Raw genomic sequence first — 24,583 nt, 5'->3', positions numbered from 1 at the left:
ATGAGTGATGACCTCAACCTGACCCTGGCTGCCCTAGACACAGCAGCTGAGGAGACCAGCGTGCCGGAGACCGATAATGGTGCGGAAGAGCCGAACGCTTTAGACCGCAAGATCAATCAGTACTTTGCTGGAGCGGTTGTCCGTAAAGATCTCGTCAAAGCAGTCAAGGGCAACGCGATCGTGCCGTCCTACGTACTGGAGTACCTACTTGGTCAATACGCGGCGTCTGACGATGAGGCAACGATTCAGGCGGGCATCGAGAGGGTACGAGACATCCTGGCGCAGCACTACGTCCATCGCAACGAGTCGGAGCTGGTCAAGTCGAAAATCAAAGAACGAGGCCGCCACCGGGTTATCGACCGGGTGAGCGTCACGCTCAATGAGAAAGAAGATGTCTACCAGGCCGAGTTCGCAAACCTGGGAATCAAAGGTATCCACGTCGATTCAGGGACTGTCACTGCCCACCAGAAGCTACTGGTCGGCGGGGTGTGGTGCTTGTGTGACGTCGAGTATTTTCCTTCCGATGAAGCCAAGGGCGTGCCGTGGATTCTCGGCTCCCTCAAGCCGATCCAGATGTCGCATTTCGACTTCGAAGGCTATCTTTCCGCGCGTGCCGAGTTCACCACCGAGGAATGGATCGATTTACTCATCCAGTCAATCGGTTTCAACCCGGAGATGTTCGGACGACGCGCGAAGCTACTACAGCTAGTACGGCTCATCCCGTTCGTCGAACGTAATTATAACCTCGTTGAACTGGGGCCGAAGGGTACCGGTAAGTCCCATATCTACTCGGAATTTTCGCCTCACGGCATGCTGATCTCCGGCGGAGAAGTGACAGCGCCCAAGCTGTTCGTCAACAACGCCAACGGCCGGCTTGGCCTGGTCGGATACTGGGACGTCGTCGCGTTTGACGAGTTCGCGGGCAAGAAAAAGCGCACCGATAAAGCACTCGTCGACATCATGAAAAACTACATGGCGAACAAGTCGTTTTCCCGTGGCGTGGAGACACTCGGGGCCGAAGCCTCCATGGTGTTCGTCGGCAACACCTCACACAACGTGGCCTACATGCTCAAGCACTCTGATCTCTTTGATGAACTGCCTGAGAGCTACCATGACTCGGCGTTCCTTGATCGGTTGCACTTCTACATTCCTGGGTGGGAGGTAGATACGATCCGTGGTGAGATGTTTTCGAGCGGTTACGGATTTGTGGTTGATTACATTGCTGAAGTGCTTAAATCGATGCGCAACCTCGATTTCTCCGACCGCTACCAGCAGCACTTCACTTTAGGGTCGGATATTTCTACCCGGGACCGCGACAGCATCCACAAGACCTTCTCCGGTCTCATGAAACTGTTGTATCCGCATGAGCAAGCCACAGCTGAGGAGATCGAGGAGATCCTCAGGTTCGCGGTCGAAGGCCGAAAACGTGTGAAAGACCAGATCCTCCGCATCGATGACACGATGGCGGCCGTAAAGTTCGGATACAACACGGCGACGGGGACATGGCGTGGCGTCACCACGCTGGAAGAAGAAGAGCACCCAGGGCATTACTACCGGGATTCGGGAGCGAGCGCCCACATTGTCCCAGATCCCGAGCCGCTGGCGGCCGCCTCCACAGTTGCAATAAAGGCTGCAATGGACGAGCCTAAGCCTCTCTACGAGGGGCAACGGGACTTCCAGGAGAATCAGCGAGGAGTCTCATACGAGACGCTGCTACTGCCCTACCTGGCTGGAGCTACCGAGATCGAGCTTCAGGATCCCTATATTAGACAACCCCACCAAGGGCGCAATCTGGTCGAGCTGCTCGCCGCGATCGCGTCGGCAAAGGACCCAGCCGAGGAAGTGACTTTCCGCCTCACCACTAGCGAAGAACCTGACACTACCTTTAAGCAAAAGCAGCTGCTCATGCTCAAGGAGATCTACGACCGAGCACCACAGTACGGCATCGATTTCCACGTCAGTTTCAGCGGCAGCGCACATGACCGATGGATTCGAACTGACACCGGGTGGCGGATCAATCTCGGGCGAGGTCTAGACATCTTCCAAAAGTTCGAAGGCGGTTGGATGGACTTCGCTACCAGCCGTCAGGAGTTCCGACAGGTTCGCGAGTTTGGGGTGACTTATATACACGAGTAGGGATGCGCAAGGATGCTGCCGCTTCCCTGGCCTCTCGCCGTCAGATGGAGTCAGAACCTAGGTCATCGGGGTGCAGGGCATGGTCCATGATGGTGCGGAATTCTCGGTCGATGACGGATTCCTCGTAGTCGGTGGCCTGCTGCACCCAGTAGTTTTCCTCCAGGATCGGCAGCATCGCTTGGATGGCTGCCTTGAGGTAGAACCCCCTGCTTCGCTCGGTGAGTCGGGCGAGGCGGGCGATGGTCTCGGTGTCCAGGCGGACGGAGACCACCCTGCTCGACCGCTGCGGGGAGTGGGTGTTGTCTGTCATCGTGGCTGGCCCTTTCTCGTGGGTGCTTCCCCAGGGTGGTGTACGGCGTGTACCCCTGCTGCCCACTCCAGTGGGCAGCAGGGCCACCACGTCAGGCCACAGGGCACTACCAGCTGTCGTCGGTCCTGCCCAGTTCTTCGCAGATGGCCGCCAACTGTCTTGGATCTATCTGACGGAGAAACTTCGGCGGGTCTCCCATTGGGAGGGCGCGGATGAGAAGCGTATTGGTGGGGTAGGAAGTCAACTCCTCCCTGGTGGCCGTGATATCTGAGATATAGCCACCGCCCCAGGCCTTCGTCCAAAGCCCCTCGTCGGTGACCAGGGGGGTGACCCAGAACAGTTCTTGAGGATCGTGCGGAAACTGGATCGTCTGCCCCCGTTGTCCTGGGATGCCGTGCTGAGATTAACGGTGAACGCTTCTCTCTTCGGCTCGGAGAAAGTGATCTCCCCGATATTCTCCGGAGGACGCCGCGGGTCCTGGGCCAGAGCATCGCGAATGTCCTCGTCGATCGCGTACATCCGAGTGACTGCCCCGTCACAGACCACGACATGGGCGAGGACGTCGCCGTTATCATCCAAGGACATCGCCATTTTCCCTACTGGAACAGCGGTGACGAGGTTGCCGCAGGCCACCATGCCTGGGGATAGGCAGGCACGCAGGCAGAGCGTCACGCCACGGACAAGATCTTTGGTAGCTCGTGGGCCGCGCAGAGGGGAGCTTCTCCAGGAGCGGAACCTCAACGTCTTCCTCCCGACATGAAAGGCTTCCCGGCTTGGGAGTCGGCTACTACGCCATGGGGTGTGGCGGAAATTTTCAAGTCAAGCGGTACCACGGTGAGTTAGACAGTTGTTTTTTCGGTGGGTTGCTTTGGTTCGTTGATCCATGACGGCCCGGGTAGAGCCAGGATCTTAGGATCGGTGATGGTGCTGAATCGATGGGGGTGCCTGGCCCGGGCCGCCGCCAGCGTCTGAGAGCGCTTCCTGGCGACCCCGTCGGCGAAACCGTAGTGCAGGTTGGCCGGGGTATGAAACCCGATCCCTTAAGTGTTGGTGATCATGGTTGTACCAGTCCATAAACTCGCTGATAAAGGCCCGGGCATCACCCAGGGACGTGAAACTTTCAGGAAACCTCGGCCCGTATTTCATGGTCTTAAATAGCGACTCCGAATAGGGGTTATCGTTGCTCACGCGGGGTCTGGAATGTGAACGGGTGACCTCCAGATATGATAGCAATGTGGCCACGGTCTTCGATGTCATTGACGTTCCACGGTCGGCGTGGACCACCTGTGGCACACCGTAGATGCAGAAGATCTCTTTCATCATCTCCACCGCCAGGACTGCGGACTCAGACGCGTGAACATGCGCGCCGGCAATGAACCGCGAGTAGATATCGATCATCAGGTAGCAATCGAAGTACTTGCCCTTGACTGGGCCGGCGAGTTTGGTGATGTCCCAGCTCAACACCTGACCAGGGGCGGTGGCCACAGGCCACCAGCTCGGGGATGACTCGGGGGTGGGTGCGTGGCCATCACCCGGCGTTCCTTGACCTTCTGGTTTTCCTCCAGCACCCGTAGAACGTGGACACTGATCCCAGGTAGATGCCCTGATCGAGTAGTTTTGCATAGATTTGTTGCGGTGCCAGGTCCACGAACCACGGGGAATTCAGCACTGCCAGGATCTCGGCTCGTTCCACGGTGCTGAGCTTGTTCGGCGACGCTGCTGGCAGGTACTCCGCGGGGGTTGTGGGCTTGCGGTAGATCGTGGTGCGGGAAAGCCCCAGCAACGTTGCTGCGTGCCTGGTGGGCACCGCCAGATCAACCAGGTGCCGGTAGGCACCCATCAGCGTTTCTTGGATTTCGGATCGTTGTCGGTGTCCTCGTCAGAGTGTCTCCAAGAAGTCGTGTAGTTTTCCCATCACACCAAGGGCTGCCCCCGGATCGTTTCAACCGGCTCTCGCTCACCTCTAGCTGGCGGCGAAGACTGGCAATCTCGGCTTGGTCTTTCGTGAGTTTCCCGATCTTCTCGCCGGGGTTCTTGCCAGCGAGGACTCCGGCGTCGCGTAGTTTGCGCCACTCGGTGATCTGTGAGGAATACAGTCCCTGTTCGCGGAGGAAGGCCCCGCTTTCCTAGCTGGTGCAGGCCTGTTCGTACTGGGCCAGCAATTCAAGCTTTTGCGCGGGGGTGAATGACCTGCAAGGGGTCGGTCCACCAGCGCGTGGTCCGGGAGTGCTCATGGGGCCATCTTGGCGTACTTCGACTACATCTGGCTACGACATGGTGGTTAATGTCCTGGTTCTCGCCCTACGTGATGGAGCTGATGTGCTCTGTCACCGTGGTACCACCCCAGCCTGACACGTAGGACCCGCTGAGTTGGGTTCTCTCCCCGTGGCAGAGGCGAAAACTGACACAATCACAGGAACCGGCACGTGGTCAGCGGGGTCACCTTCGACGTACATTTCAACGTCGTAGTCCCAGGAAACCTCTGTATCGTCCCGAAACAGACATGCTTGTTGACCGACTACATCAAAAGTGACCGATAGCGAGGCGTTCATGACGAGCTCTCCTTTTATACGGGCTGTCCAGGCCTCACAGCCAGGACGACAGCTTCATTCTAATCCTGAGATGTCCCCCATCATTCCGTAGATCGGGTTGCGCTGACCGGTGGCCCGACCGACATCGAGGATGTAGCGCTCGGCGGAACTCAGCGAGGAGTGTCCGAGGAAAGTCTTGAGCCCGTGTGGGGTCACCGACGGGTCATCGGCCAACATGGTCGCCACGGTTTGGCGCAGCTGATGCGACAACGCTCCCGGGGCACGGTGCGCGGTGATCTCGGCCGCCCGATAGGCGTACTCGAGGCGTTGGTGGAACATTGCCGGCGTCACCGGGCCGCCATCGACCTGGACGAACAGCTCCTGCTCAGGTGCCCACCGGTTCCACAGATCATCGCCATAGCCCATCCCGCGCTCATCGTTGACACGTTCTGACCTGCTCCGCAGGTACTTCTCCATGACCTCGACGGCCGGGGCCTCAAGGGTGAGCTTGCGCTCCTTGTGGCCCTTGCCACGGATGACCACCTGACGTGCTCCGTCATCGGCATACGGCGAGGTGATATCACCGAAAGTGATGCCGCACAGCTCCGAAGCACGCACGGCCGTCACCAGCGTGACCAGCACCATCGCGTGATCGCGCTCCCACCAGCGCCTGGGGTGCGGGTGGTGGCTGTCGGCACCGCCCACCTCGGTCCCTGCATCCGCTGCACGGCCCGCATCGCCTTCCGCCAATCTCTTCAGCAGGGCCTCAACCGCCTCCGTCGGCAACGTCTTGGCCAGGGTGACCGCCGGTAGTTCACCGGAGGGCACCTGCCCCATGGGGTTACGCGCTATCACTTCATGGTCGACGAGTAGGCGGCACATCCCGTTCCACACCGCCCAGGCCTGCTTCTGACTGGCCGGCGAACGTGTGGCTGCATACTCATTGAAGGCGTCACCCAGGTCGTTGCGGTTGACTACCTCCAGCGGAAGAGTGTCGACGGGGTGCCCGGTGATCCCCGCTAAGAGCTGACCGATCCGGTTGAGTCCACCTCGGTAGGCTCGGATCGTGTGCTCCGACATTCGCCGGCCCTGGCACACCGCGAGATACCACCTGGCTGCGTCAGACACGGTGACCACTCGAGATCCTGTCTGCCAGCGATAACGGTCGCACACGTCGATCATATCCCCAGTGGTCACGGTATCTGTCTGCGTACTCATAGCTCCAGCGTAGCGGGTCGCTGACCCCCGTTGGATCGGGGACGTGGGACTAAAGCGGCCATTATGGTTTTATGTCAAACCATTTCGGCGCCTCCCCATACCCACACCCCACCCCGAAAAAAGACACGAAAATAGCTGTTCCAAATTCGGAGTGCGTAATGGGACAAAGAAGACCATCACGGGTTCAGCGGGCCACCACAACATATAGTGCTCCCCGTGTGAAGATGAAAGTTCCTACACAACTATCTGAACACACCAGGGATCCGCACTCTGGGGTTCTGTAATCTCAACCACTATATATTGGGGTGCCTTCCCCACTTCGGGCAGCTGCAGGGGAAGATCAACGCACTCTAAGCTGGGAAGAGTCGGCAGAGTCGCAAGATCGCCAAGGTTGATCACAAACTTTGTACAGACGTTCGAGAGCCGGGGCGAGAAGTTGCCATCGCTTTAGGTCAAGGACCGGGTAGTCGCCAATATAGAGTCAGCTGCCAGCACGGCCTCCAACTGGTGTCGAGGAGTCTCAGCAGCAGAAAGCTCATCTCGGGCGTTCATCAGCCGGCGGTAGATCTCGGAGATTTCCTCTTCTCGCCCTTCCAGCTGAGTGCCAATCCCCTTCGAGAACTTAAGCTTGTCCCAGAAGATAATCTGCTCGCTGACATCAAAGGAGGCATCATTGACCATCGCTTCAATTTCTCTGTTAACGGCTTCACTTTCACGGTCACCAGAGTAGTTGGAGCGAATAATCAAAAAAACTCCGATACTAGGAATGCCGAAGGTCACTACGAACGCTAATATCCACAACAAATGGCCCCAAATACTAAGTATTAAAATGACTACTGGGGAACCAATCAATAGGCCGAGGCCCATCATGCCGACTTTAAAGTCGTACTTGTCTTTCTCTGAACTATCTTCATTCATAACTATGATTCCAGTCATTCAGTAGTAGTAGCGCCAGGCCAAGTCTGCGGCGTAAAACAATGCGAGACCAATGATTAGCCCAATGGCGATGAGTGCAATTCCAGTATTTTTTAGATATCGGGCATTCGAACTGGGTTTCTCCTGGATATCGCCGACAAGGTTGCGGAGATGCATTCGCACGTCTGCCTGCTCAGCTTCCGTCATGACTTGACGGCGCTGGCGGCGGATACGCTCAACGTCAGCTACCGAGACTGACACCTCTCCGCCCGGACTCTTTAGCTTCCCCAAACTGATCTTAATCATAGTTTGAACTTAGCATTGGCCCGGATCGTTGACGGGTCTTGACGCTGAGTTCTCGGTACAGGGGGGCCGACCGTAGGACCAGCTGATTCCCAGCGGATGCTGGGCCGGGTGAACCAGGGCGCCGAGTGAAGGGTTACAGTGGCAAATCGTTGGGCCAGGTGGGGCCAGGATCAGACAATGCGCCTGATCCTGGACAGCCCGTGCTCGAGTAGTTCGCGATACGGTGCGGCGGCGAGGATTATCCTCTTTTGATGGGGCTTCTTTTATGTCAATAAAACAGTGCCTTCGCGACATAAAAGAGGCACAATCGCTTGGTCAGAGTGGGCATGTTCCATGTCAACGGACACATACAACTGATGTCAGATCTCTAGCTGCACTGCCCCAGCAAAGATGACACAATCAAGGCATGGTCCCGGCTTTGTTCGACGCGCACTTTCACATCGTTGACCCACGTCATCCACTGATCCCCAACAATGGCTACGTTCCGCCCAACTTTTCTACGGCGGACTATAAGAAGCGGACCAAGGACCTCAACGTCGTGGGCGGCGCCATCGTCTCAGGTTCCTTCCAGGCCTTTGATACTGGGTACCTTGTGGCCGCGCTCCGCAGCCTCGGCCCTAGTTTCGTGGGCGTAGCCCAAGTTCCTGGTGACATCTCAGACTCGGAAGTACTCCGCCTTGACGCCTCTGGAGTGCGGGGTGTTCGCTTCAACCTGGCTCGGGGTGGTTCCGCAGGCTTGGAGGAATTGGACAGCTTAGCGCGGCATTGCTACGACATTGCAGGCTGGCACACGGAGGTCTATGTAGATTCCCGCCACCTGCCGGCGCTGCATGATGTGTTGGCGAACCTTCCCGCTGTGAGCATTGACCATCTCGGGTTGAGTCAAGAAGGCCTCCCCCACCTTCTTCGTTTGGTTGAACAGGGTGTCAAGGTCAAGGCGACAGGATTTGGCCGGGTCGATCTCAACACTGTGGAGGCGATGCACGCCATCATGGAAGTCGATCCTTCGGCCCTTATGGCAGGTACAGATCTGCCATCGACGCGTGCAACTCGCCCCTTTTCCGATGAAGACCTCCAGCTCATTCAGGATTCCATAGCACCGGAGCAGGTCGAGGCGGTATTTCACAAGAATGCGGAAGATCTCTATCTAGACCCTATCCGCTTATAGGTAGGTGTATTTACATTAAACGCCGCAACGGTTGAGGCTCCCCCACCGTTGCAGCGTCTCCTGAAAGCTAGGCAGTCTTCTGCGCGGCATTTCGCGCATCGTTCCTGCGGCAGATGGCAGCGAAGATGGCGCCCGTGATGTTCGACCAGACGGTGGCGATAGCGCCCGGGATTGCGGCTTCGGGGCTAAAGAACTGACCGGCCAGGCCGGAGGCCAGCGCCGAGTTCTGGGTGGCCACCTCGATGGAGGTTGTCCGGCAGGCAGCGACGTCGTGTCGCAGCAACTTGGGCAGGAAGTAGCCCGCTACGAAGCCGATGAAGTTCTGGATCGCGACGCCCGCGACGGCGATCAGGCCGACAGTGATCAGCACGGAGGCGCTCCGGGCCACGACAGTCATGAGGACCATGACGATGACGATGATCGACAGCCACGGCAGTGCGGGCAGGATCTTGTCCACGAGCTTTCCGGCAAACAGGCGGATGAGTAGGCCGGCGGTTACTGGGATAAGCACAGTCTTCAATAGTGAGATGGTCATGCCCAGTGCATCGACATCGGTCGATTGGCCGGCGAGCCATAGCATGAGTAGTGGGGTGACGATCGGAGAGATGAGAGTCGACACGCTGGTCATGGCCACCGAGAGCGCGACGTCGCCTTTGGCTAGGTAGGCGATGACGTTGGAGGCCGTGCCGCCCGGGACGGACCCCAGCATGATCAAGCCGACGGTCAACTCGGGGCTGAAGCCCAGCATCCAGGCGGCTGCGACGGCGCTCAGCGGCATGATGATGTATTGACAAGCAACCCCGATGAAGATGGGCCAGGGACGACGGGCGATCGTCGATAAGTCAGGCATCGTCAGGGTGAGGCCCATGCAGAACATGATGATCATGAGCATGGTGCTCACGTGTGGCCCGAACGGTTCCATCATCGACGGGTTGAAGAAGGCCACCACTGCCCCAGCGAGAATGGCTAGGGGGAAGACGAGAACTGCCCAGGTGGCGGAGCGATCCTCCACGGTCGTGCCTTCGGGCGTGGTTTTGTGACTATCTGCGAAGGTCGTCATGGCGATGATCCCCGACTTTCCTGAAATTGGAATAGATGAAACATGGACGAATGTCTTAAAGATACAACATCATTCCACTAGATGGAAACATGGTCCCAAAGGTTGGGATACGCTAATCCCCACGGGCTCGATGGCACAGGATTAGGGTTAGAGATATGCGAAAACTCTTCAGTCCCAAGCCAGCAACCATCGGGCGGCCCAAGGGTGCCACTAGTCAGGCCGATGCCGTCAGCGAATCCCATGTGGATGGCACCCCCCAGCCGGTGGTGGACGATCTATCGCGCATCGTCGGTAAAGAAAACGTTCTCGGACGATTGAGCGACCTCGTCCGCTATGCCTCCGATGCAGGCCCATACCGCACGATCCCTAGCGTCGTCGTGCGCTCCCGGAACGCCGAAGACCTTTCAGGCCTAATGAAATACGCGCACCAGAACAATCGGCACCTCGTGTTTCGGGCAGCCGGCACCTCACTTAACGGTCAAGCAATGACTGATGACATCCTCGTCGACGTCAAGACGCACTTCGCTGGCATGCGGGTGCTGGACGACGGAGCGCGCCTGTGGTCTCGTCCGGGCGTCATTTTAGGCGATGCCCAAGCCGTGTTGGCACGCCACGGTTTCATGATCGGCCCGGATCCGGGCTCAACCTCGGTGTGCACCATCGGCGGCGTGATCGCGGATAACGCCGGAGGGATGCGGTGTTCAGTCCCCCGCGATTCCTATCACTGCCTGGAGTCGGCAACCATCGTGCTCCCCTCTGGCACCATCATCGACACGAGCGCCGAGGATGCCGATGAGCAATTAGCCCGCCTCGAGCCGGAAATACACGGTGGGTTGATCAACCTGCGGGATGAGATTCGTGGCGATGAAGAGCTAGTGGCATTGCTCAAGCGGAAGTTCTCCATCCGCAATACCAACGGCTTGCGGCTTGATGCCTTCCTCGATGAGGAGCGTCCCGTCGATATTCTTTTGCGTCTCATGGTGTCCTCGGAGGGAACCTTGGGAGCAGTGACGGAGTTCGTTCTCCGCACGATTCCGCTCCCCCGGAAGAAGGCGGTCGCTTGGGTCATGTTGGCCGACCTGCGCCAGGCCGCATCATACGTCCATGCGCTCATGGAGACCGGCGCGGAGGCCTGCGAGCTACTGGTAGCCCCGGTGCTCAAGCGCGCCGTGGGGAATTTCCCCACTGCCCCGGCCGAGTGGGCCGATTTTAATGAGAATGCTGCGGCCCTGCTGCTGGAAGTTGGCGGGACCGACGAGGCTGACTTGGCGGATGCCATCAAGCGTGCCGAAGATGTACTGACAACTGCGGAACTGCTCAGCCCCCTTAGTTTCGATGACACCCCGGAGGGCATGCGCGGCGCCTGGAGCATCCGCAATGGACTCTTCGGACTCATCGGCGCCGACCGCCCGCAGGGCAGCGCGCTGATCACCGAGGACGTTTGTTTCCCTCCCGCGGATGTCGGGGCGGGCGCCGCCGACCTGCTAGATCTGCTGGCAGCCTACGGGTATCCGGAAATGGTCATGGGACACGCGGCCTTCGGTAACCTGCACTTCTTCCTGCTGCCACGCTTCGATATCGAGGAGGAGCGGGAGGCTTACGCTAACTTCCTCGATGACTTGGCTGACCTGGTCATCGGCAAGTATCAGGGTTCGCTCAAGGCAGAGCACGGCACGGGCGTTAACATGGCGCCGTTCCTCCAGCGTGAGTGGGGCGATCGCGCCTGGGAGCTGATGTGGGATGTGAAAAATCTCCTCGACCCGGCCGGGATACTCGCCCCCAACGTTAAGCTCACCCGCGATCCCCTGGTGCACCTGCAGAATTTTAAGTCCTTCCCGCAGGTGGAAGCAGAGATCAACCAGTGTGTCGAGTGCGGGTTCTGCGAACCGGTCTGTCCCTCTCGCCACATCACTGTCACCCCTCGTCAGCGGATCGTTTTGCGCCGCGAGATGGCTCGCCAGCCAGAGGGTTCAAAGGTCTTGGACAAGCTCCAAGAGGAGTTCCAATACGACGGCATCGAGATGTGTGCGGTGGACGGGACGTGTTCGATCCCCTGTCCCATCAGTATCGATACGGGTGCTGCGATGAAGCAGTTGCGCGCGCAGCAGCACTCGGCTACTGCCAAGAAGGTGGCGCTGAGCACCGCCAAGAACTGGGCAAAGGTGGAAACAGGTGCCCGCGTGGGCATGGGCGTGGCTGAGAAGCTCCCGACGCCACTCTTGCGAACCGCCGCCAACCTCGGGCGGGCCGTCATCAATGAGGATCTGCTGCCCACGGTGCCGGGACCGCTTCCCGATGCAGCCGCGGCGAACCTCCCCCTCACCTCCCGCGAAGGCGCCAGCGCCCTCTACTTCCCGGCTTGTGTCAACCGGATTTTCGGCCAGCCCGGAGACGCCTCCCCCGAGCACTTGAGCCTGCCTGAGTCCGTGGTGGAGCTTGGGCGTCGTTCGGGGCGTCCGGTGTGGATCCCCGAGGGCGTTGCCGGCGATTGCTGCGGCACCCCGTGGTCGTCCAAGGGGTACAAGGAGGGCTTTAACTACCAAGCCCAGCAGATCGCGCGGGACTTGGTGGAATGGTCGGATTACGGGGCTCTCCCCGTCGTGGTCGACGCCGCGAGCTGCACCCATGGTCTGCTGGAGCAGGTGCCCCACGCCCTAGAGGGTGAGCTGGCAGAACAGTTTGCGCAGCTGAGGATCCTCGACGTTGTTGAGTGGCTTCACGCGGAGGTCATGCCGGGGCTGCCGATCGTGCGCACGGTCGGCCGCGCCGCCGTCCACCCGACGTGTTCCACCACCCACATGGGCATCAATGACCAGCTCCGCGAGCTCACCGAGCTAGCGGCAGACGAGGTCGTCGTGCCTGAGCGGGCCACCTGTTGTGGCACCGCTGGCGACCGGGTTTTGCTGCACCCCGAGCTGGTCAAGTCCGCCACGAGTGAGGAGATGGCCGAGGTCACAGGCCATTTCGACGCCTTCGTCTCCGATAACCGCACGTGTGAGATGGGCCTGGAGATGACGTCCGGGCACACTTACGAGAGCATCGCGGTCTTGTTGGAGAGGGCGTCCCGCCCGGTGGTGACGCCCTAGCGGCGACCCCTCCGGTGGCGATGCGTCAGGGTGAATTGCACGACGTCGAGCATGCCCAGGCGGAACATCGCCTCCCGGAGGGCGAATTGGTACCTCCACAGGCGGCGGTAGACCGAGTCGAAGCCCTCGGCGGCTGCCTCGCGCGAGTGCCCCTCAAAGAGGGAACGCTGCATGGCCAACGTCTGTTGGGCGTGCTCGGCGAGGTGGGTCTGGCCGATGACGCGCAGCCCGGTCTCCCGGTCGACGAGAGAATGGACGTCGACCACCGTGGGGTAATCCAGCCCAGGCCAGACGTAGGCGCGCAGGAATCCGAGGGCCGCGCGGGCGGCGGGGGTCGTCGCCTCGGTGGCCACGGGGGTCTGGAGGGCGATGCGACCGCCGTGATCGAGAATTCGGTCAAAGGAGCGCAGCAGCTCAACCCGCTCGCGCGGTTCCACCACCGCCAACTTGTCTACACTAATGATGGAATCGTAGCGCCCCAGCCAATCCCGTGGTCCCGGCAGCGATTGGGAAATGACGCTGGTGTGCACGTTGTCGTCCACACCCGCAAAAGTCAGGCTCTCCCGGACTGCCGCGGCCTGCGCCGCGTCAGCAGTGAGCGTATCGACGGTCGCCCGACGCCGCGCCGCACCCATCGCCACTGCCCCACCCGAGCTGGGAAACTCCATGAGGTGGGTGCCGGGGGTGACGAGGGCGGCGTCGAGAAGCATGTCTGCGCTCCGGCGCTGCGCATCGCCGAGGTCTCCCCGTTCGGCGCCGAGGGGAGGAGTGAACGTAGTGAGGTCGATGAAATGGGTGTCCGGGCCATCTGACGCATGGGAGGGGACGGATGTACGAACCGTGGTCGGCACCCCCGAGGCGAACACGCCACTGAAGTCACTCATCCCATCGCCGGAACTTAAACGCACCAGCTCCGCGGGGATCTCTCCCCCGGTGCCGACCCCCACAGGCAACCGCGACATCCCGCGGGGGCGATAGCCGGTGCGCAAAAAGGCCGCGAGGACATCGGTGAGCGAATCGGTGCGCCACTCCCCTGCCAAATACCCTTCAGCCAGGCCCAGCCAACCCGAGACCGCGAGGCGAGCGAACAGTTCCTCGCGTTCCACGATGAGATCGGCGGATCCCTCGGGATCGAGGGAGAGACCGGCATTAGTGCAGGCGCGGGCGAAGGAAGCCTCGGCGAGGCGCGCGCGGACGTCGATAAGCAAGCCGGAAGGCACCTGGGCGATTCCGGGCCATGCTTTCGCGTCGATAGTGTCAAGATGGGAGGGCCTCACAAGCGGTCATCCTATCTATGTGACGAGGCGATTCCCGGCAGGCGCGGCGGGCGGCGACGTGCGAAAACCCCGGTTGTTGTGACCCGAACTGTGAATAGTCATATGAGGGTCTAAAGTAGGGGTGATCTTTTCCGCCCGTAGAACAGTTGAGGAAACAATCTCATGTCTAACACGCCTTTTCGTCCTGAAAGTGGACGCCACCATGTGGTCATCGTCGGTTCCGGGTTCGGAGGCCTGTTTGCCGCTAAGGAATTTGAGAAGGCTGACGTCGATGTCACCCTCATTGACCGCACGAATCATCACCTTTTCCAGCCGCTGCTCTACCAGGTAGCCACCGGCATTTTGTCTTCCGGCGAGATCGCGCCGTCCACCCGCCAGGTGCTCCGCAACCAGGAGAACGTCAGCGTGGTTAAGGCCGAGGTCACCGACGTTGACCTGGAGAACCGCCTGGTCACCACCTCGCTCGGTGCTTATGATCGCGTCTTCGAGTACGACTCCCTCATCGTGGCGGCGGGCGCCTCCCAGTCCTACTTCGGCAATGATCACTTCGCGGAGTTCGCGCCGGGCATGAAGACTATTGACGATGCCTTGGAGATCCGCGCCCGCGTTATCGGTGCTTTCGAGCGGGCCGAGCTCGCGAAGGATGCCGCCCAGCGCGAGCGTCAGTTGACCTTTGTTATCGTCGGCGCTGGCCCGACCGGCGTGGAGCTCGCTGGCCAGCTGGCCGAGCTGTCCCACCGCACCCTCGTGTCGGAGTACTCCAACTTCTCCACCTCCGCAGCGAAGATCATCCTGCTCGATGGCGCTCCGCAGGTCCTGCCCCCGTTTGGCAAGCGCCTCGGCCGCAATGCGCAGCGCGAACTGGAGCGCCTTGGTGTCGATGTGCGCCTCAACGCGCTGGTGACCAATGTCGATGAGAAGACTGTCACTTATAAGAATGCCAACGACGGCACCGAGCACACCATCGACGCCTTCACCAAGATTTGGTCGGCCGGTGTCGCCGCATCCCCGCTGGGCAAGCTCATTGCCAACCAGGCCGGGGTGGAGACCGACCGCGCGGGCCGCGTCATGGTCAACCCAGACCTCTCTGTCGGTGAGTACGGCAACGTCTTCGTTGTGGGCGACATGATGAACTACAAGGGCCTTCCGGGCGTTGCCCAGGTTGCTATCCAGGCCGGCCAATACGTGGCCGAGAACCTGGTCAATGAGGCATCGGGCAAGTCGACCCCGGATCAGCGCGAGGAATTCGAGTACTTCGACAAGGGATCCATGGCTATCGTGTCCCGCTTTAATGCCGTGGTGAAGATGGGCAAGGTTGAGGTCACTGGCCTGGCCGGTTGGATGCTGTGGCTCGGCGTGCACGTGGTCTTCCTTGTTGGTTTCCGCAACCGTCTCGTCTCGATGATCAACTGGGGCGTCAACAGCGTCTCGCGTACTCGCTACAACCTGGCTACCACTCGCCAGCAGCTCCACTCCCGCACCGCGCTGATGAAGCTGCAGCAGTTCACCTCCGAGATTGAAGGTGACACCCCGATCGAGCTGCGCGACACCGCGAAGTTCACCGGTAAGAAGTAGCTCAGCTTTTCTGGCCCAACCGGCGGTCCTCATCCTCATCGGATGTGGGCCGCCGGTTGTTGTGCTTTTCGACGTCGCCCGGTCGCGTCCTTGGGTAATTGTGGTCAGACCACGTATACTAGTGGACAGAAACTGTGACGTACATATCATTACGTAGAACGGTTTAATGTTCAATACATAAAAGAACACTCTGAGAGGTACCACCTGTGACCACCGTTACCGCGCCTGAAACCCAGGCCTGGGAGGGTTTCCACGAGGGCCCATGGCAAGAAGCCATCGACGTTCGCGACTTCATCTCCCGCAACTTCACTCCCTACTCGGGAGATGCCAAGTTCTTGGCCGGCCCCACGGAGAAGACCCTCCGCACCTGGAAGCACCTGGAAGACAACTACCTGTCTGTCGAACGCCAACGCCGCGTGTACGACGTTGACACCACCACTCCCGCCGACATCGATGCCTTCGAGCCCGGCTTCATTAGCGAAGACGACAACATTATCGTCGGCCTGCAAACCGATACCCCGCTCAAGCGCGCCATGATGCCCTACGGTGGTTGGCGCATGGTCGAAACCGCTATTCGTGAGGCCAACCTGGAGCCGAACGAAGACATCAAGAAGATCTTCACCCGCTACCGCAAGACCCACAATGACGCGGTTTTTGACATCTATACCCCTCGCATTCGCGCCGCCCGTTCCTCCCACATCATCACCGGCCTGCCTGATGCCTATGGCCGCGGACGAATTATCGGCGACTACCGCCGCGTGGCCCTCTACGGAGTGGACAAGCTCATCGCCGAGAAGGAAGCCTCCAAGCACGCCGTCGGACCTCAGGGCTTCTCCGAACACTGGGCCCGCTTCCGCGAGGAGCACTCGGAGCAGATCAAAGCCCTGAAAAAGCTCAAGGCTATGGCCGCTTCCTATGGCTTTGATATCTCCGGCCCCGCCACCACCGCCCAGGAAGCGGTGCAGTGGACGTACTTCGGCTACCTCGGTGCGGTGAAGTCCCAGGACGGCGCGGCCATGTCTATCGGCCGCCTGTCGTCCTTCTTCGACATCTACTTTGAGCGTGACCTCGCCAACGGCACTATCACCGAGGAAGACGCCCAGGAGATCATCGACTCGCTGGTGCTTAAGCTGCGTATTGTCCGATTCCTGCGCACCATCGACTACGACCAGATCTTCTCCGGCGATCCTTATTGGGCCACCTGGTCAGATGCGGGTTTCATGGCCGATGGTCGCCCTCAGGTGACCAAGACATCCTTCCGCTTGCTCCAGACTCTGCGCAACCTCGGTCCCGCCCCGGAGCCGAACATCACGGTGTTCTGGGACCCGCAGCTGCCCGCCGGCTACAAGGAATTCTGCGCTGCCATTTCCATCGAGACCTCCTCCATCCAGTACGAATCAGATAAGCAGATCCGTGACCGGTGGGGCGATGACTCGGCGATTGCCTGCTGCGTGTCGCCGATGGCCGTCGGTAAGCAGATGCAGTTCTTCGGCGCACGCGTCAACGCCGCAAAGTCTCTCCTTTATGCCATCAATGGTGGCCGTGATGAGGTCACCGGCAAGCAGATCACCGCCGAGGGCGAATTTCGCCCCATCGAAGGTGATGGTCCGCTCGACTTTGACGAGGTGTGGCAGAAGTACGAGGAGATGCTCAACTGGGTCATCGGGACCTACGTTGAGGCGCTCAACATCATCCACTGGAGCCATGACAAGTATGCCTACGAGGCCATCGAAATGGCCCTCCATGATTCGGACATCGTTCGTTCCATGGGCTGCGGCATCGCGGGGTTGTCCATCGTCGCCGACTCGCTCTCCGCGATCAAGTACGCCAAGGTCACCCCAATCCGCGATGAAACCGGCCTCATCGTCGACTTCATCACTGAGGGCGACTTCCCCGTTTACGGCAACGACGACGACCGCGCTGATGACATCGCCGCCACGATCGTCCACACCGTCATGGCCAAGATCAAGGAAATTCCGATGTACCGGGATGCCATCCCGACCCAGTCGGTTCTGACGATCACCTCGAACGTCGTCTACGGCAAGGCCACCGGCAACTTCCCCTCCGGTCACCGCGCGGGCACCCCGTTCGCCCCGGGCGCCAACCCGGAAAACGGAGCCGATAACCACGGCATGGTTGCCTCCATGCTGTCCGTGGGCAAGTTGGACTACCATGACGCCCTCGACGGCATTTCCCTCACCAATACCATCACCCCGTCCGGACTCGGCCGCACCAAGGACGAGCAGATTTCCAACCTCGTCGGTGTCCTCGATGCCGGCTTCATCATGGACGAAAACTAAGGAGATCCCCGATGTCCACCAAGACCTACGAAGAACGCCTCAACGACATGAAGGCCAACCGCTCCGAGCGCAACATGGAGTCCGGTCTCTACCACGCCAACATCAATGTCCTGGATGAGTCGACTCTCCACGACGCCATGGCTCACCCGGAGGAGTACCCGAACCTCACCGTTCGTGTGTCCGGCTACGCCGTGAACTTTGTCAAGCTCACTGAGGAACAGCAGCGCGACATTATCTCCCGCACGTTCCACCACGGAGCCTAAGTAGTTTCGATGGCCCACAGTTCGGACGGGGTCACGGGAGTCGTCCACCTCGAGCCGGAGGTGGGCGAACGGGTCCGTGGCGTAGCAGGCGGCTTGGGCGACTCCCCCGACCTGGCGGAAGATTTGACTCGCCCGGAACTCATGGCGGCCCGCCACACTGGCGATGTCGCCCTGGTGCACTCCTGGGAGATGGTCACCGCAGTCGATGGGCCCGGCACACGCATGACATTGTTCCTCAGCGGATGCCCGTTGCGCTGCCTGTATTGCCACAACCCAGACACAATGGAGATGCGCACGGGCACCTTGGAAAAGGTGGAGGACGTGGTCAAGCGCATCACCCGATATAAGCGGGTCTTCCAGGCCTCCCACGGCGGGCTGACCATCTCCGGGGGCGAGCCTCTTTTCCAGATCGCCTTTACTCGCCGAGTGTTGGCTGATGTCCACGCGGCCGGTATCCACACCGCGATCGACACTTCCGGCTTCCTGGGTTCCCGCCTGAGTGACGAGGACCTGGACAATATCGACCTCGTTCTGCTGGACGTTAAATCCGGTGACCCGGACACCTATAAGCGTGTCACTAGCCGGGAATTGCAACCAACTCTCGAGTTCGGTGATCGGCTATCAGCCCTAGGGAAGCCGGTATGGGTGCGCTTCGTTCTCGTTCCAGGCTTGACGGATGATCCTGCAAATGTCGCCAGCGTGGCCGACATCGTCTCTCACTGGCCCAATGTCGAGCGGGTGGAAGTTCTCCCCTTCCACAACATGGGCGTAGATAAGTGGCGAGAATTGGGCTTGAACTATGAGCTCGCGGACGTCCGGCCGCCGACCCCAGAGTCGGTCAACCAGGTGCGCGAGGTCTTCCGATCCCGGGGGATGGAAACGTTCTGATTTTTTGATTGGAATAGCCTTTCGCTCTGCTACCGTAGTTGCAGTTGACATGGGGTGCGCATCACGACCGCGCAGAAATCAGACTCGTTGAACCTGCACTAACTTGCACTTGCGAAGGGATCGTCATGGCCCCCGCTGGCCTCTCTACCTCTAGTTTTTCGGCCCTTGTTGCGTCATTGCGCGAGCACGCTCCGCTCGTGCAGTGCCTGACCAATACTGTGGCTCAGGAGATCACTGCGAACGTCCTGCTGGCCGCAGGGGCATGTCCAGTCATGGCGGACTCGCCACTCGAGGCGGGGGAGATTGCGGCGAAGGCGGATGCGGTCCTCATCAACTCTGGTACCCCCTCCCGGGAGAGCTCTGGAGCGATGCTCGACGCGATTGCGGTAGCGAATGAACGTGGCAAGCCATGGGTCCTGGACCCGGTCGGAATTGGTGCCTCAACCTATCGCACCGACTTCCTGCTGTCAGTCCTAGACAGTCGTCCGACAGCTATCCGCGGGAATGCCTCGGAAATCCGGGCGCTGGCCGGTGAGAAGGTCTCCGGGAAGGGCACAGCCTCGCTGCATGACGTCCCTGGGGCCTTGAACGCTGCCCATCAACTCGCTGAACGCATTAGCGGAGTGGTCGCGATCTCTGGTCCGGTCGACCTCATCGTGTCCCCTTCAAAGTCGAGTTGGGTCACTAGCGGAAGCGGCCTCCTCCAGCGGATCGCGGGCACCGGGTGCTCCTTGGGCGCGCTCACCGCCGCATACCTTGCTATCCCTGGTGCCGACCCGCATTCTGCGGTGATTGCTGCCCACGCGCATGTTGGTGCCGCCGCCCAGATCGCGGCTCGCAAGGCGATGTCGCCGGGAAGCTTTCGCGTCGCCTGGCTGGATGCTCTCGATGAAGTCTGCCCGGATTTGGTCCAAGACCTCGTAAACGTCGAGGACACGCAGTGACCGTGCCCGACAGAATCCTCATTCCCCGCATACTTTCCATAGCTGGCACCGATCCCACCGGAGGCGCCGGTATCCAGGCTGACCTCAAGGCCATCATGGCGGCCGGTGGCTACGGGATGGCAGTGGTCACAGCCCTCGTGTCTCAAAACACCCGCGGGGTCCGCTCGGTGTTCACTCCCCCTCCGGCATTCCTGGCTGATCAGCTGGAGGCGGTGTTCACTGATGTCACCGTCGACGCGATCAAGGTGGGAATGCTTGGCGACGCCCAGACGGTCGAGACCGTCCGCGCCGCCCTGCGGCGATTCGGGCACGGGCCCGTCATTCTCGATCCGGTGATGGTGGCCAGCTCGGGCGACCGACTCCTCGACGAAGCCGCCGAGGAGGCAGTGCGTGCGCTCGTCGCCGACGTCGACGTTGTTACCCCGAATCTCCAGGAACTGGCGGTGCTCGTGGAACTGGACCCAGCCGAGACCTTCGACGACGCGGTGGCGCAGGCCGCTGATCTCGCCCGGACTTCGGGGACGGTGATCATCGTGAAGGGTGGTCACCTGTCCGGTCCCCTCGCCGATAACGCCGTCGTGCATCCCTCCGGAGACGTTCACCGGGTGCCCAGCCCTCGCGTGGATACCAAGAACACCCACGGCACCGGCTGCTCCCTCTCCTCCGCTGTGGCAACGCGGATCGGGGCTGGCAACGGCGTCGAGCAGGCCGTGGCCTGGTCGACTCGCTGGCTCCACGAAGCCATCATGCATGCCGACGCCCTCGACGTCGGCAGCGGACGTGGTCCGGTGGACCATGGGCACCGCGGGCGTCGATTAGCGGATGCGGCGTCTACCGCCCCTTGGCCACACTTATATGTACATCTGCCGTCTCGTCCGGCCCCTGCCCCGCGCCTGACGCCCGCCGGGCCCTTCACCAACAAGCTGTGGGGGCTGACCGGCGACGTATGGTCAGAAATCATGGAGCTGCCCTTCATCCGGGGCCTGCGCTCAGGAACGCTACCTGCCGAGGATTTCGACTTCTACGGTGACCAGCACTCCCAGTTTTCGGACCGCTACTGCCGCGCACTGGCCACGCTCGCAGCCCCCGGCCGCGGGCTTCAGCTCGGCTGGTCGGCCACGTCCGCCCCCTCCCCCGTCACGATGGCCTACGCGGACTTCCTCATCGCCACCAACGCCGTCGACGACGAGGTTGTCCGGGCCGCCGCTGGCCTACCCCGCTACTGGCTCACCGCCGAAATCGCCCTCGACCTCAAGGCCGAGCAGCGTGCGACCAACCCCTGGACAGCCACGTTTGGCAGCGAGGTGTTCCTTCAGGGCACCATCGACACCATCGCCCACGTGGAAAGGATGCTGTCGCGGGCGAGCGACCAGCAACGCGAGGCCGCGACCCGCGCCTATCTGACTGCTTGCACCCACGAGCGGGAGTTTTTCGCCCAGGCAGATCGGGCTTGGTAGCCGATAGCTCTAGGCTGGAGCGCATGACTGATATCGATATCGTTGTCCATGGGGCCACCGGGTTCGTCGGCCGGCTCACCGCCCACTACTTGGCGACGGTCCCTGACGTGCGGGTGGCCCTTTCTGGCCGCGATGCGGCCAAGCTCGAGGCGGTGAGGGACGAGCTTGGTAAGGATTGGGAGATCATTACCGTCGATGCTCACGATGCCGCCGACATGTCCAGGCTCGCGGCGCGTACCTCCGTCGTGATCTCTTGCGTCGGACCGTACACCCGCCTGGGCGAACAACTAGTGCGGGCTTGCGCTCAGGCTGGCACCGACTACGTCGACCTCTGCGGCGAAGCCCTGTTCATCCGCGACATGATCGATAAATACCACGCAGTTGCACACGGCAGTGGCGCTCGAATTGTTTCCTCCTGCGGCTTCGACTCGGTTCCCTCCGACATGGGAGTGTTCGCCCTGCATCGCTACGCCGGGGAGCCGTTCCGCGAGGTCACCATGGTGGTCGAGGAACTCAAAGGCGGAATTTCCGGCGGCACTATCGATTCCATGCGCGCCGTCTCCGCCCAGGCCCGAACGGATCGAGAAAAAGCTCGATTGCTCCACAACCCCTACACCCTCTCCCCCGTCCCTTCCGCCGAGCCTCGCATCGACGGACTGGAGAAAGACTTCGACGTAACCAAGCTTGCCGACGGCCGCTGGTCCGGTCCATTTTTCATGTCCATGTTCAACACCCGCATCGTCCGCCGCTCCAACTCTCTCCGCGAGCACGCCTACGGCTCCTTCCGCTACCACGAGCGATGGGCGACCGGCCGGGGACTATGGGGGCGAATCCGGGCGTACGGACTTGCAGGAATCACCGCCGGACTGTTCTGGGTCGTCCAGCAAAAATTCGCCCAACGCTGGATTCCCAGCCCTGGAGAAGGCCCCTCCGAAATGGACCGGAAGAAGGGCCGTTTCACCGTCCGGCACGTCGGATTCACCGAGTCCGGCCGGCGAGTCACCTGCACCATCTCCGCTCTGGGTGACCCTGGATACGAGGTCACCGCAATGATGCTGAGTCAAGCAGCGCTGACGCTACTCCACAACCCCGGAGGATCGGGCGGATTGCTCACCCCCGCGACGGCCCTCCGCGCACCGTACGTGGATCGGCTGGAGGCCGGTGGGATGAGCTTCACGCTGGAGGGTGATGGTTCCTAGGTCAAGGGTTTCGATCGCTACTCCCCGGCCCGCAAGATCGCGACGAGGAACGTCGACTCTTCGTCGAAGGGATCTAGTTCCCAGGATTCAAAAACGTTCTCCGCCTTGAGTCCGACCGAGCTGGCAGTCTCAAGGAAATCGTCAAAGCCCCAGCCACGGCCTGCACCAAAACCGACAACCAGGCGACCGCCCGGTTTGAGAGCCTGGGTAAGGTGCACGAGGGCATCGCGGCGACCTGCTGGAGCAAGGAATCCCATGACGTTGCCCGCCGAGACAGCTAGATCGAAGCCGCCCTCCGGAATCGGGTCGGCACTGAGGTCACCTACCTCCCAGCGGGCGTTGGGGTAGTCGCGGCGGGCGTAGTCGATGAGGAGCGGGTCGATATCGGTGCCCACAACGTCATGGCCGTGGGCTGCCAGGTAGCCGCCCACTCGGCCAGTGCCGCAGCCAGCGTCGAGAATGCGCGCCTGGCGGGGTACGAGGGCGTCGATAAGCCGTGCTTCCCCGTTAATGTCTTGCCCTTCGGCAACTAAGGAACGCCACCGCCGCGCGTAGTTTTCCGAATGCGAGGGGTTGGCGTTCGTTATCTCTCTCCACGTGCGCATGGAATCAGTATAGGTTCGCGACTTCCGCTAGACGGGGCGGGTAATCTAAGGCGGTTGACCCCTCCGCAATGCCGACCAAGGAGACACCCGCGCTATGGCACCGTCGCCTCCCTCGCCCAAATCGCCCGGTTCCCGCCTCCGGGTGCCCGTCGAGCGGGCCATTGACCACTGTCGGGTCTTCGTCGACGGACGCAGGCTCCCCGGCGAGTACGTCCCCTCCTCGGCGCTTACGGAGGCGAAGGAACACCCGGGCGGGTTCGTCTGGCTCGGTCTGCACGAGCCGGACGAGGCCCAGATGGAGCGCGTGGCGGAGGAATTTGGGATCCATCCCCTCATCGTCGAGGATGCCGTCACAGCCCATCAGCGGCCGAAGGTTGAGCGTTACGACGACCAGTTGTTCATGGTCGTGCGCTCCATCCGCTACTCCGAGGAGGAAAAGGTCAGAGACTCCCGTGAAATCATCGAAACCGGTGAAGTCCAAATCCTCATCGGAAAGGACTTCATCATTACCGTCCGCCACAGCGCTAAACTCCCTGACTTGTCCGACATCCTTATCGACGACCCCGAGATCTACGCCCTCGGCCCCTCCACGCTGGCGTGGCGCGCCGCCGACTACCTTGTCGACGAATACAGTCGCATTTCCGACCTCCTCGGCGTGGAAGTCGACGCGCTGGAAGAGGAAGTGTTCACCCCCGGCTCCCGCTTCAACGTCGAGCAGATCTACTGGTACAAGCGAGAAATCCTAGAGATGCGGCATTCGACGGACCCGCTGGGCCCCGCTTTGAGAATGCTTATCACCGACAACAAGGACCTGTTGCCTAAGCAAGTGCGCAGCTACTTCCGCGATATCCTCGACCACGAACTCAGCGTTAAAGACCAGATTGGGGGCTACGATGAGCGCCTTTCCGCCCTCATCGACGCTTCGGTGGCCAAGATAACCATGCAGCAAAACACCGATATGCGCACCATCTCCGCAGTTGTTGGTATGGCCGCCGGCCCCACCCTCATCGCCGGGATTTACGGCATGAACTTTGAGAACATGCCCGAGCTGAAGTGGGAGTACGGCTACTACATAGTCCTCGGTGTCATCTTGGCGTTCATGGTCATCGCCTTCTATTGGTTCCGGCGCAACGACTGGCTATAAGCCACTTGTACACATTCGTCACCTTGACCGCGATATATCGATACATTAAGTCGGGATGACTCACTTAATCCGGGGAACAGCACAACTCTCCCCGGTGGCGCCGTGGCTGTTGTATACCTATACGTTCCCCCGTTCCGGGCCTACCGTAACATTCTCCGGCGAACGTCTAGCGATATTAACTGTCCAGCCACATTGATTCGT

The 24,583-nt window shown here is 60.6% G+C and carries 18 protein-coding genes and 2 pseudogenes; 12 read left to right on the top strand and 8 right to left on the bottom strand.

The features are described 5' to 3' along the window. Entirely contained in the window at positions 1–2,136 is a 2,136-nt protein-coding gene (brxL, locus tag CATRI_RS06390) for a BREX system Lon protease-like protein BrxL (protein WP_290220768.1), read from the top strand. Between the two features lie 40 nt (positions 2,137–2,176). On the opposite strand, the gene CATRI_RS06385 is transcribed toward brxL, so the two are convergent. The 3 genes and pseudogenes from CATRI_RS06385 to CATRI_RS06375 form a co-directional block, all read right to left on the bottom strand. After that, positions 2,177–2,446: a ribbon-helix-helix domain-containing protein gene (locus CATRI_RS06385; RefSeq protein ID WP_290220766.1), complete on the bottom strand. Its 270-nt coding sequence runs from the start codon at positions 2,444–2,446 to the stop codon at positions 2,177–2,179. A gap of 839 nt (positions 2,447–3,285) precedes the next feature. After that, a pseudogene (locus CATRI_RS06380) lies at positions 3,286–4,680 on the bottom strand (IS3 family transposase). A gap of 372 nt (positions 4,681–5,052) precedes the next feature. Next, positions 5,053–6,195: a tyrosine-type recombinase/integrase gene (locus CATRI_RS06375; RefSeq protein ID WP_290220764.1), complete on the bottom strand. Its 1,143-nt coding sequence runs from the start codon at positions 6,193–6,195 to the stop codon at positions 5,053–5,055. A 270-nt stretch (positions 6,196–6,465) separates the two neighbouring features. Here CATRI_RS06375 and CATRI_RS13625 point away from each other — a divergent pair. After that, positions 6,466–6,549, top strand: a pseudogene (locus tag CATRI_RS13625) (transposase); the annotation flags it as partial. A 93-nt stretch (positions 6,550–6,642) separates the two neighbouring features. Here the strand turns inward: CATRI_RS13625 and CATRI_RS06370 are convergent. Further along, positions 6,643–7,113 (bottom strand): M48 family metalloprotease, encoded by a 471-nt coding sequence (locus CATRI_RS06370; RefSeq protein WP_290220762.1) that lies wholly within the window; start codon positions 7,111–7,113, stop codon positions 6,643–6,645. 18 nt (positions 7,114–7,131) lie between these two features. Then, on the bottom strand, positions 7,132–7,371 hold the full coding sequence (locus CATRI_RS06365) for a hypothetical protein (RefSeq protein ID WP_290220761.1): 240 nt from the start codon (positions 7,369–7,371) through the stop codon (positions 7,132–7,134). 451 nt (positions 7,372–7,822) lie between these two features. On the opposite strand from CATRI_RS06365, the gene CATRI_RS06360 reads away from it, so the two are divergent. After that, positions 7,823–8,584, top strand: a complete 762-nt coding sequence (locus CATRI_RS06360) for an amidohydrolase family protein (RefSeq protein WP_290220759.1) — start codon at positions 7,823–7,825, stop codon at positions 8,582–8,584. A gap of 67 nt (positions 8,585–8,651) precedes the next feature. Here CATRI_RS06360 and CATRI_RS06355 read toward each other — a convergent pair whose 3' ends face one another. Next, entirely contained in the window at positions 8,652–9,644 is a 993-nt protein-coding gene (locus CATRI_RS06355) for a bile acid:sodium symporter family protein (RefSeq protein ID WP_290220757.1), read from the bottom strand. Between the two features lie 155 nt (positions 9,645–9,799). Here CATRI_RS06355 and CATRI_RS06350 point away from each other — a divergent pair, with 155 nt between their 5' ends. Then, positions 9,800–12,730, top strand: a complete 2,931-nt coding sequence (locus tag CATRI_RS06350; RefSeq protein WP_290220755.1) for an FAD-binding and (Fe-S)-binding domain-containing protein — start codon at positions 9,800–9,802, stop codon at positions 12,728–12,730. Here CATRI_RS06350 and CATRI_RS06345 read toward each other — a convergent pair. Further along, complete coding sequence (locus tag CATRI_RS06345) at positions 12,727–14,007, bottom strand: class I SAM-dependent methyltransferase (RefSeq protein WP_290220752.1); 1,281 nt, start codon at positions 14,005–14,007, stop codon at positions 12,727–12,729. The genes CATRI_RS06350 and CATRI_RS06345 overlap by 4 nt on opposite strands. Before the next feature lie 162 nt (positions 14,008–14,169). Between CATRI_RS06345 and CATRI_RS06340 the strand changes: the two genes are divergently transcribed. The 7 genes from CATRI_RS06340 to CATRI_RS06310 all read left to right on the top strand — a co-directional run bounded on the left by CATRI_RS06340 (position 14,170) and on the right by CATRI_RS06310 (position 22,633). Beyond that, positions 14,170–15,582, top strand: coding sequence for an NAD(P)/FAD-dependent oxidoreductase (locus tag CATRI_RS06340; RefSeq protein WP_290220750.1), 1,413 nt, complete (start codon positions 14,170–14,172; stop codon positions 15,580–15,582). 206 nt (positions 15,583–15,788) lie between these two features. Continuing rightward, complete coding sequence (locus CATRI_RS06335) at positions 15,789–17,882, top strand: pyruvate formate lyase family protein (RefSeq protein WP_290220748.1); 2,094 nt, start codon at positions 15,789–15,791, stop codon at positions 17,880–17,882. An 11-nt stretch (positions 17,883–17,893) separates the two neighbouring features. Further along, positions 17,894–18,145 (top strand): autonomous glycyl radical cofactor GrcA2, encoded by a 252-nt coding sequence (grcA2, locus tag CATRI_RS06330; RefSeq protein WP_290220746.1) that lies wholly within the window; start codon positions 17,894–17,896, stop codon positions 18,143–18,145. 9 nt (positions 18,146–18,154) lie between these two features. Then, positions 18,155–19,033: a pyruvate formate-lyase-activating protein gene (gene pflA / locus CATRI_RS06325; RefSeq protein WP_290220744.1), complete on the top strand. Its 879-nt coding sequence runs from the start codon at positions 18,155–18,157 to the stop codon at positions 19,031–19,033. 125 nt (positions 19,034–19,158) lie between these two features. Then, positions 19,159–19,977, top strand: coding sequence for a hydroxyethylthiazole kinase (gene thiM / locus CATRI_RS06320; protein WP_290220742.1), 819 nt, complete (start codon positions 19,159–19,161; stop codon positions 19,975–19,977). Further along, positions 19,929–21,434, top strand: a complete 1,506-nt coding sequence (locus CATRI_RS06315) for a bifunctional hydroxymethylpyrimidine kinase/phosphomethylpyrimidine kinase (protein WP_435384196.1) — start codon at positions 19,929–19,931, stop codon at positions 21,432–21,434. The genes thiM and CATRI_RS06315 overlap by 49 nt, the downstream gene beginning before the upstream one ends. A 23-nt stretch (positions 21,435–21,457) precedes the next feature. Next, on the top strand, positions 21,458–22,633 hold the full coding sequence (locus tag CATRI_RS06310; RefSeq protein ID WP_290220739.1) for a saccharopine dehydrogenase family protein: 1,176 nt from the start codon (positions 21,458–21,460) through the stop codon (positions 22,631–22,633). A 17-nt stretch (positions 22,634–22,650) separates the two neighbouring features. On the opposite strand, the gene CATRI_RS06305 is transcribed toward CATRI_RS06310, so the two are convergent. Further along, on the bottom strand, positions 22,651–23,238 hold the full coding sequence (locus tag CATRI_RS06305) for a class I SAM-dependent methyltransferase (RefSeq protein ID WP_290220737.1): 588 nt from the start codon (positions 23,236–23,238) through the stop codon (positions 22,651–22,653). 94 nt (positions 23,239–23,332) lie between these two features. On the opposite strand from CATRI_RS06305, the gene CATRI_RS06300 reads away from it, so the two are divergent. After that, complete coding sequence (locus CATRI_RS06300) at positions 23,333–24,382, top strand: magnesium and cobalt transport protein CorA (protein WP_290220735.1); 1,050 nt, start codon at positions 23,333–23,335, stop codon at positions 24,380–24,382. Positions 24,383–24,583: the final 201 nt, after the last annotated feature.

Origin of the sequence: Corynebacterium atrinae, assembly GCF_030408455.1 — a bacterium.
Lineage (GTDB): Bacteria > Actinomycetota > Actinomycetes > Mycobacteriales > Mycobacteriaceae > Corynebacterium > Corynebacterium atrinae.
The sequence above is the reverse complement of the archived record's forward strand: the minus strand, read 5'-3'. Positions and strand labels throughout refer to the sequence as shown.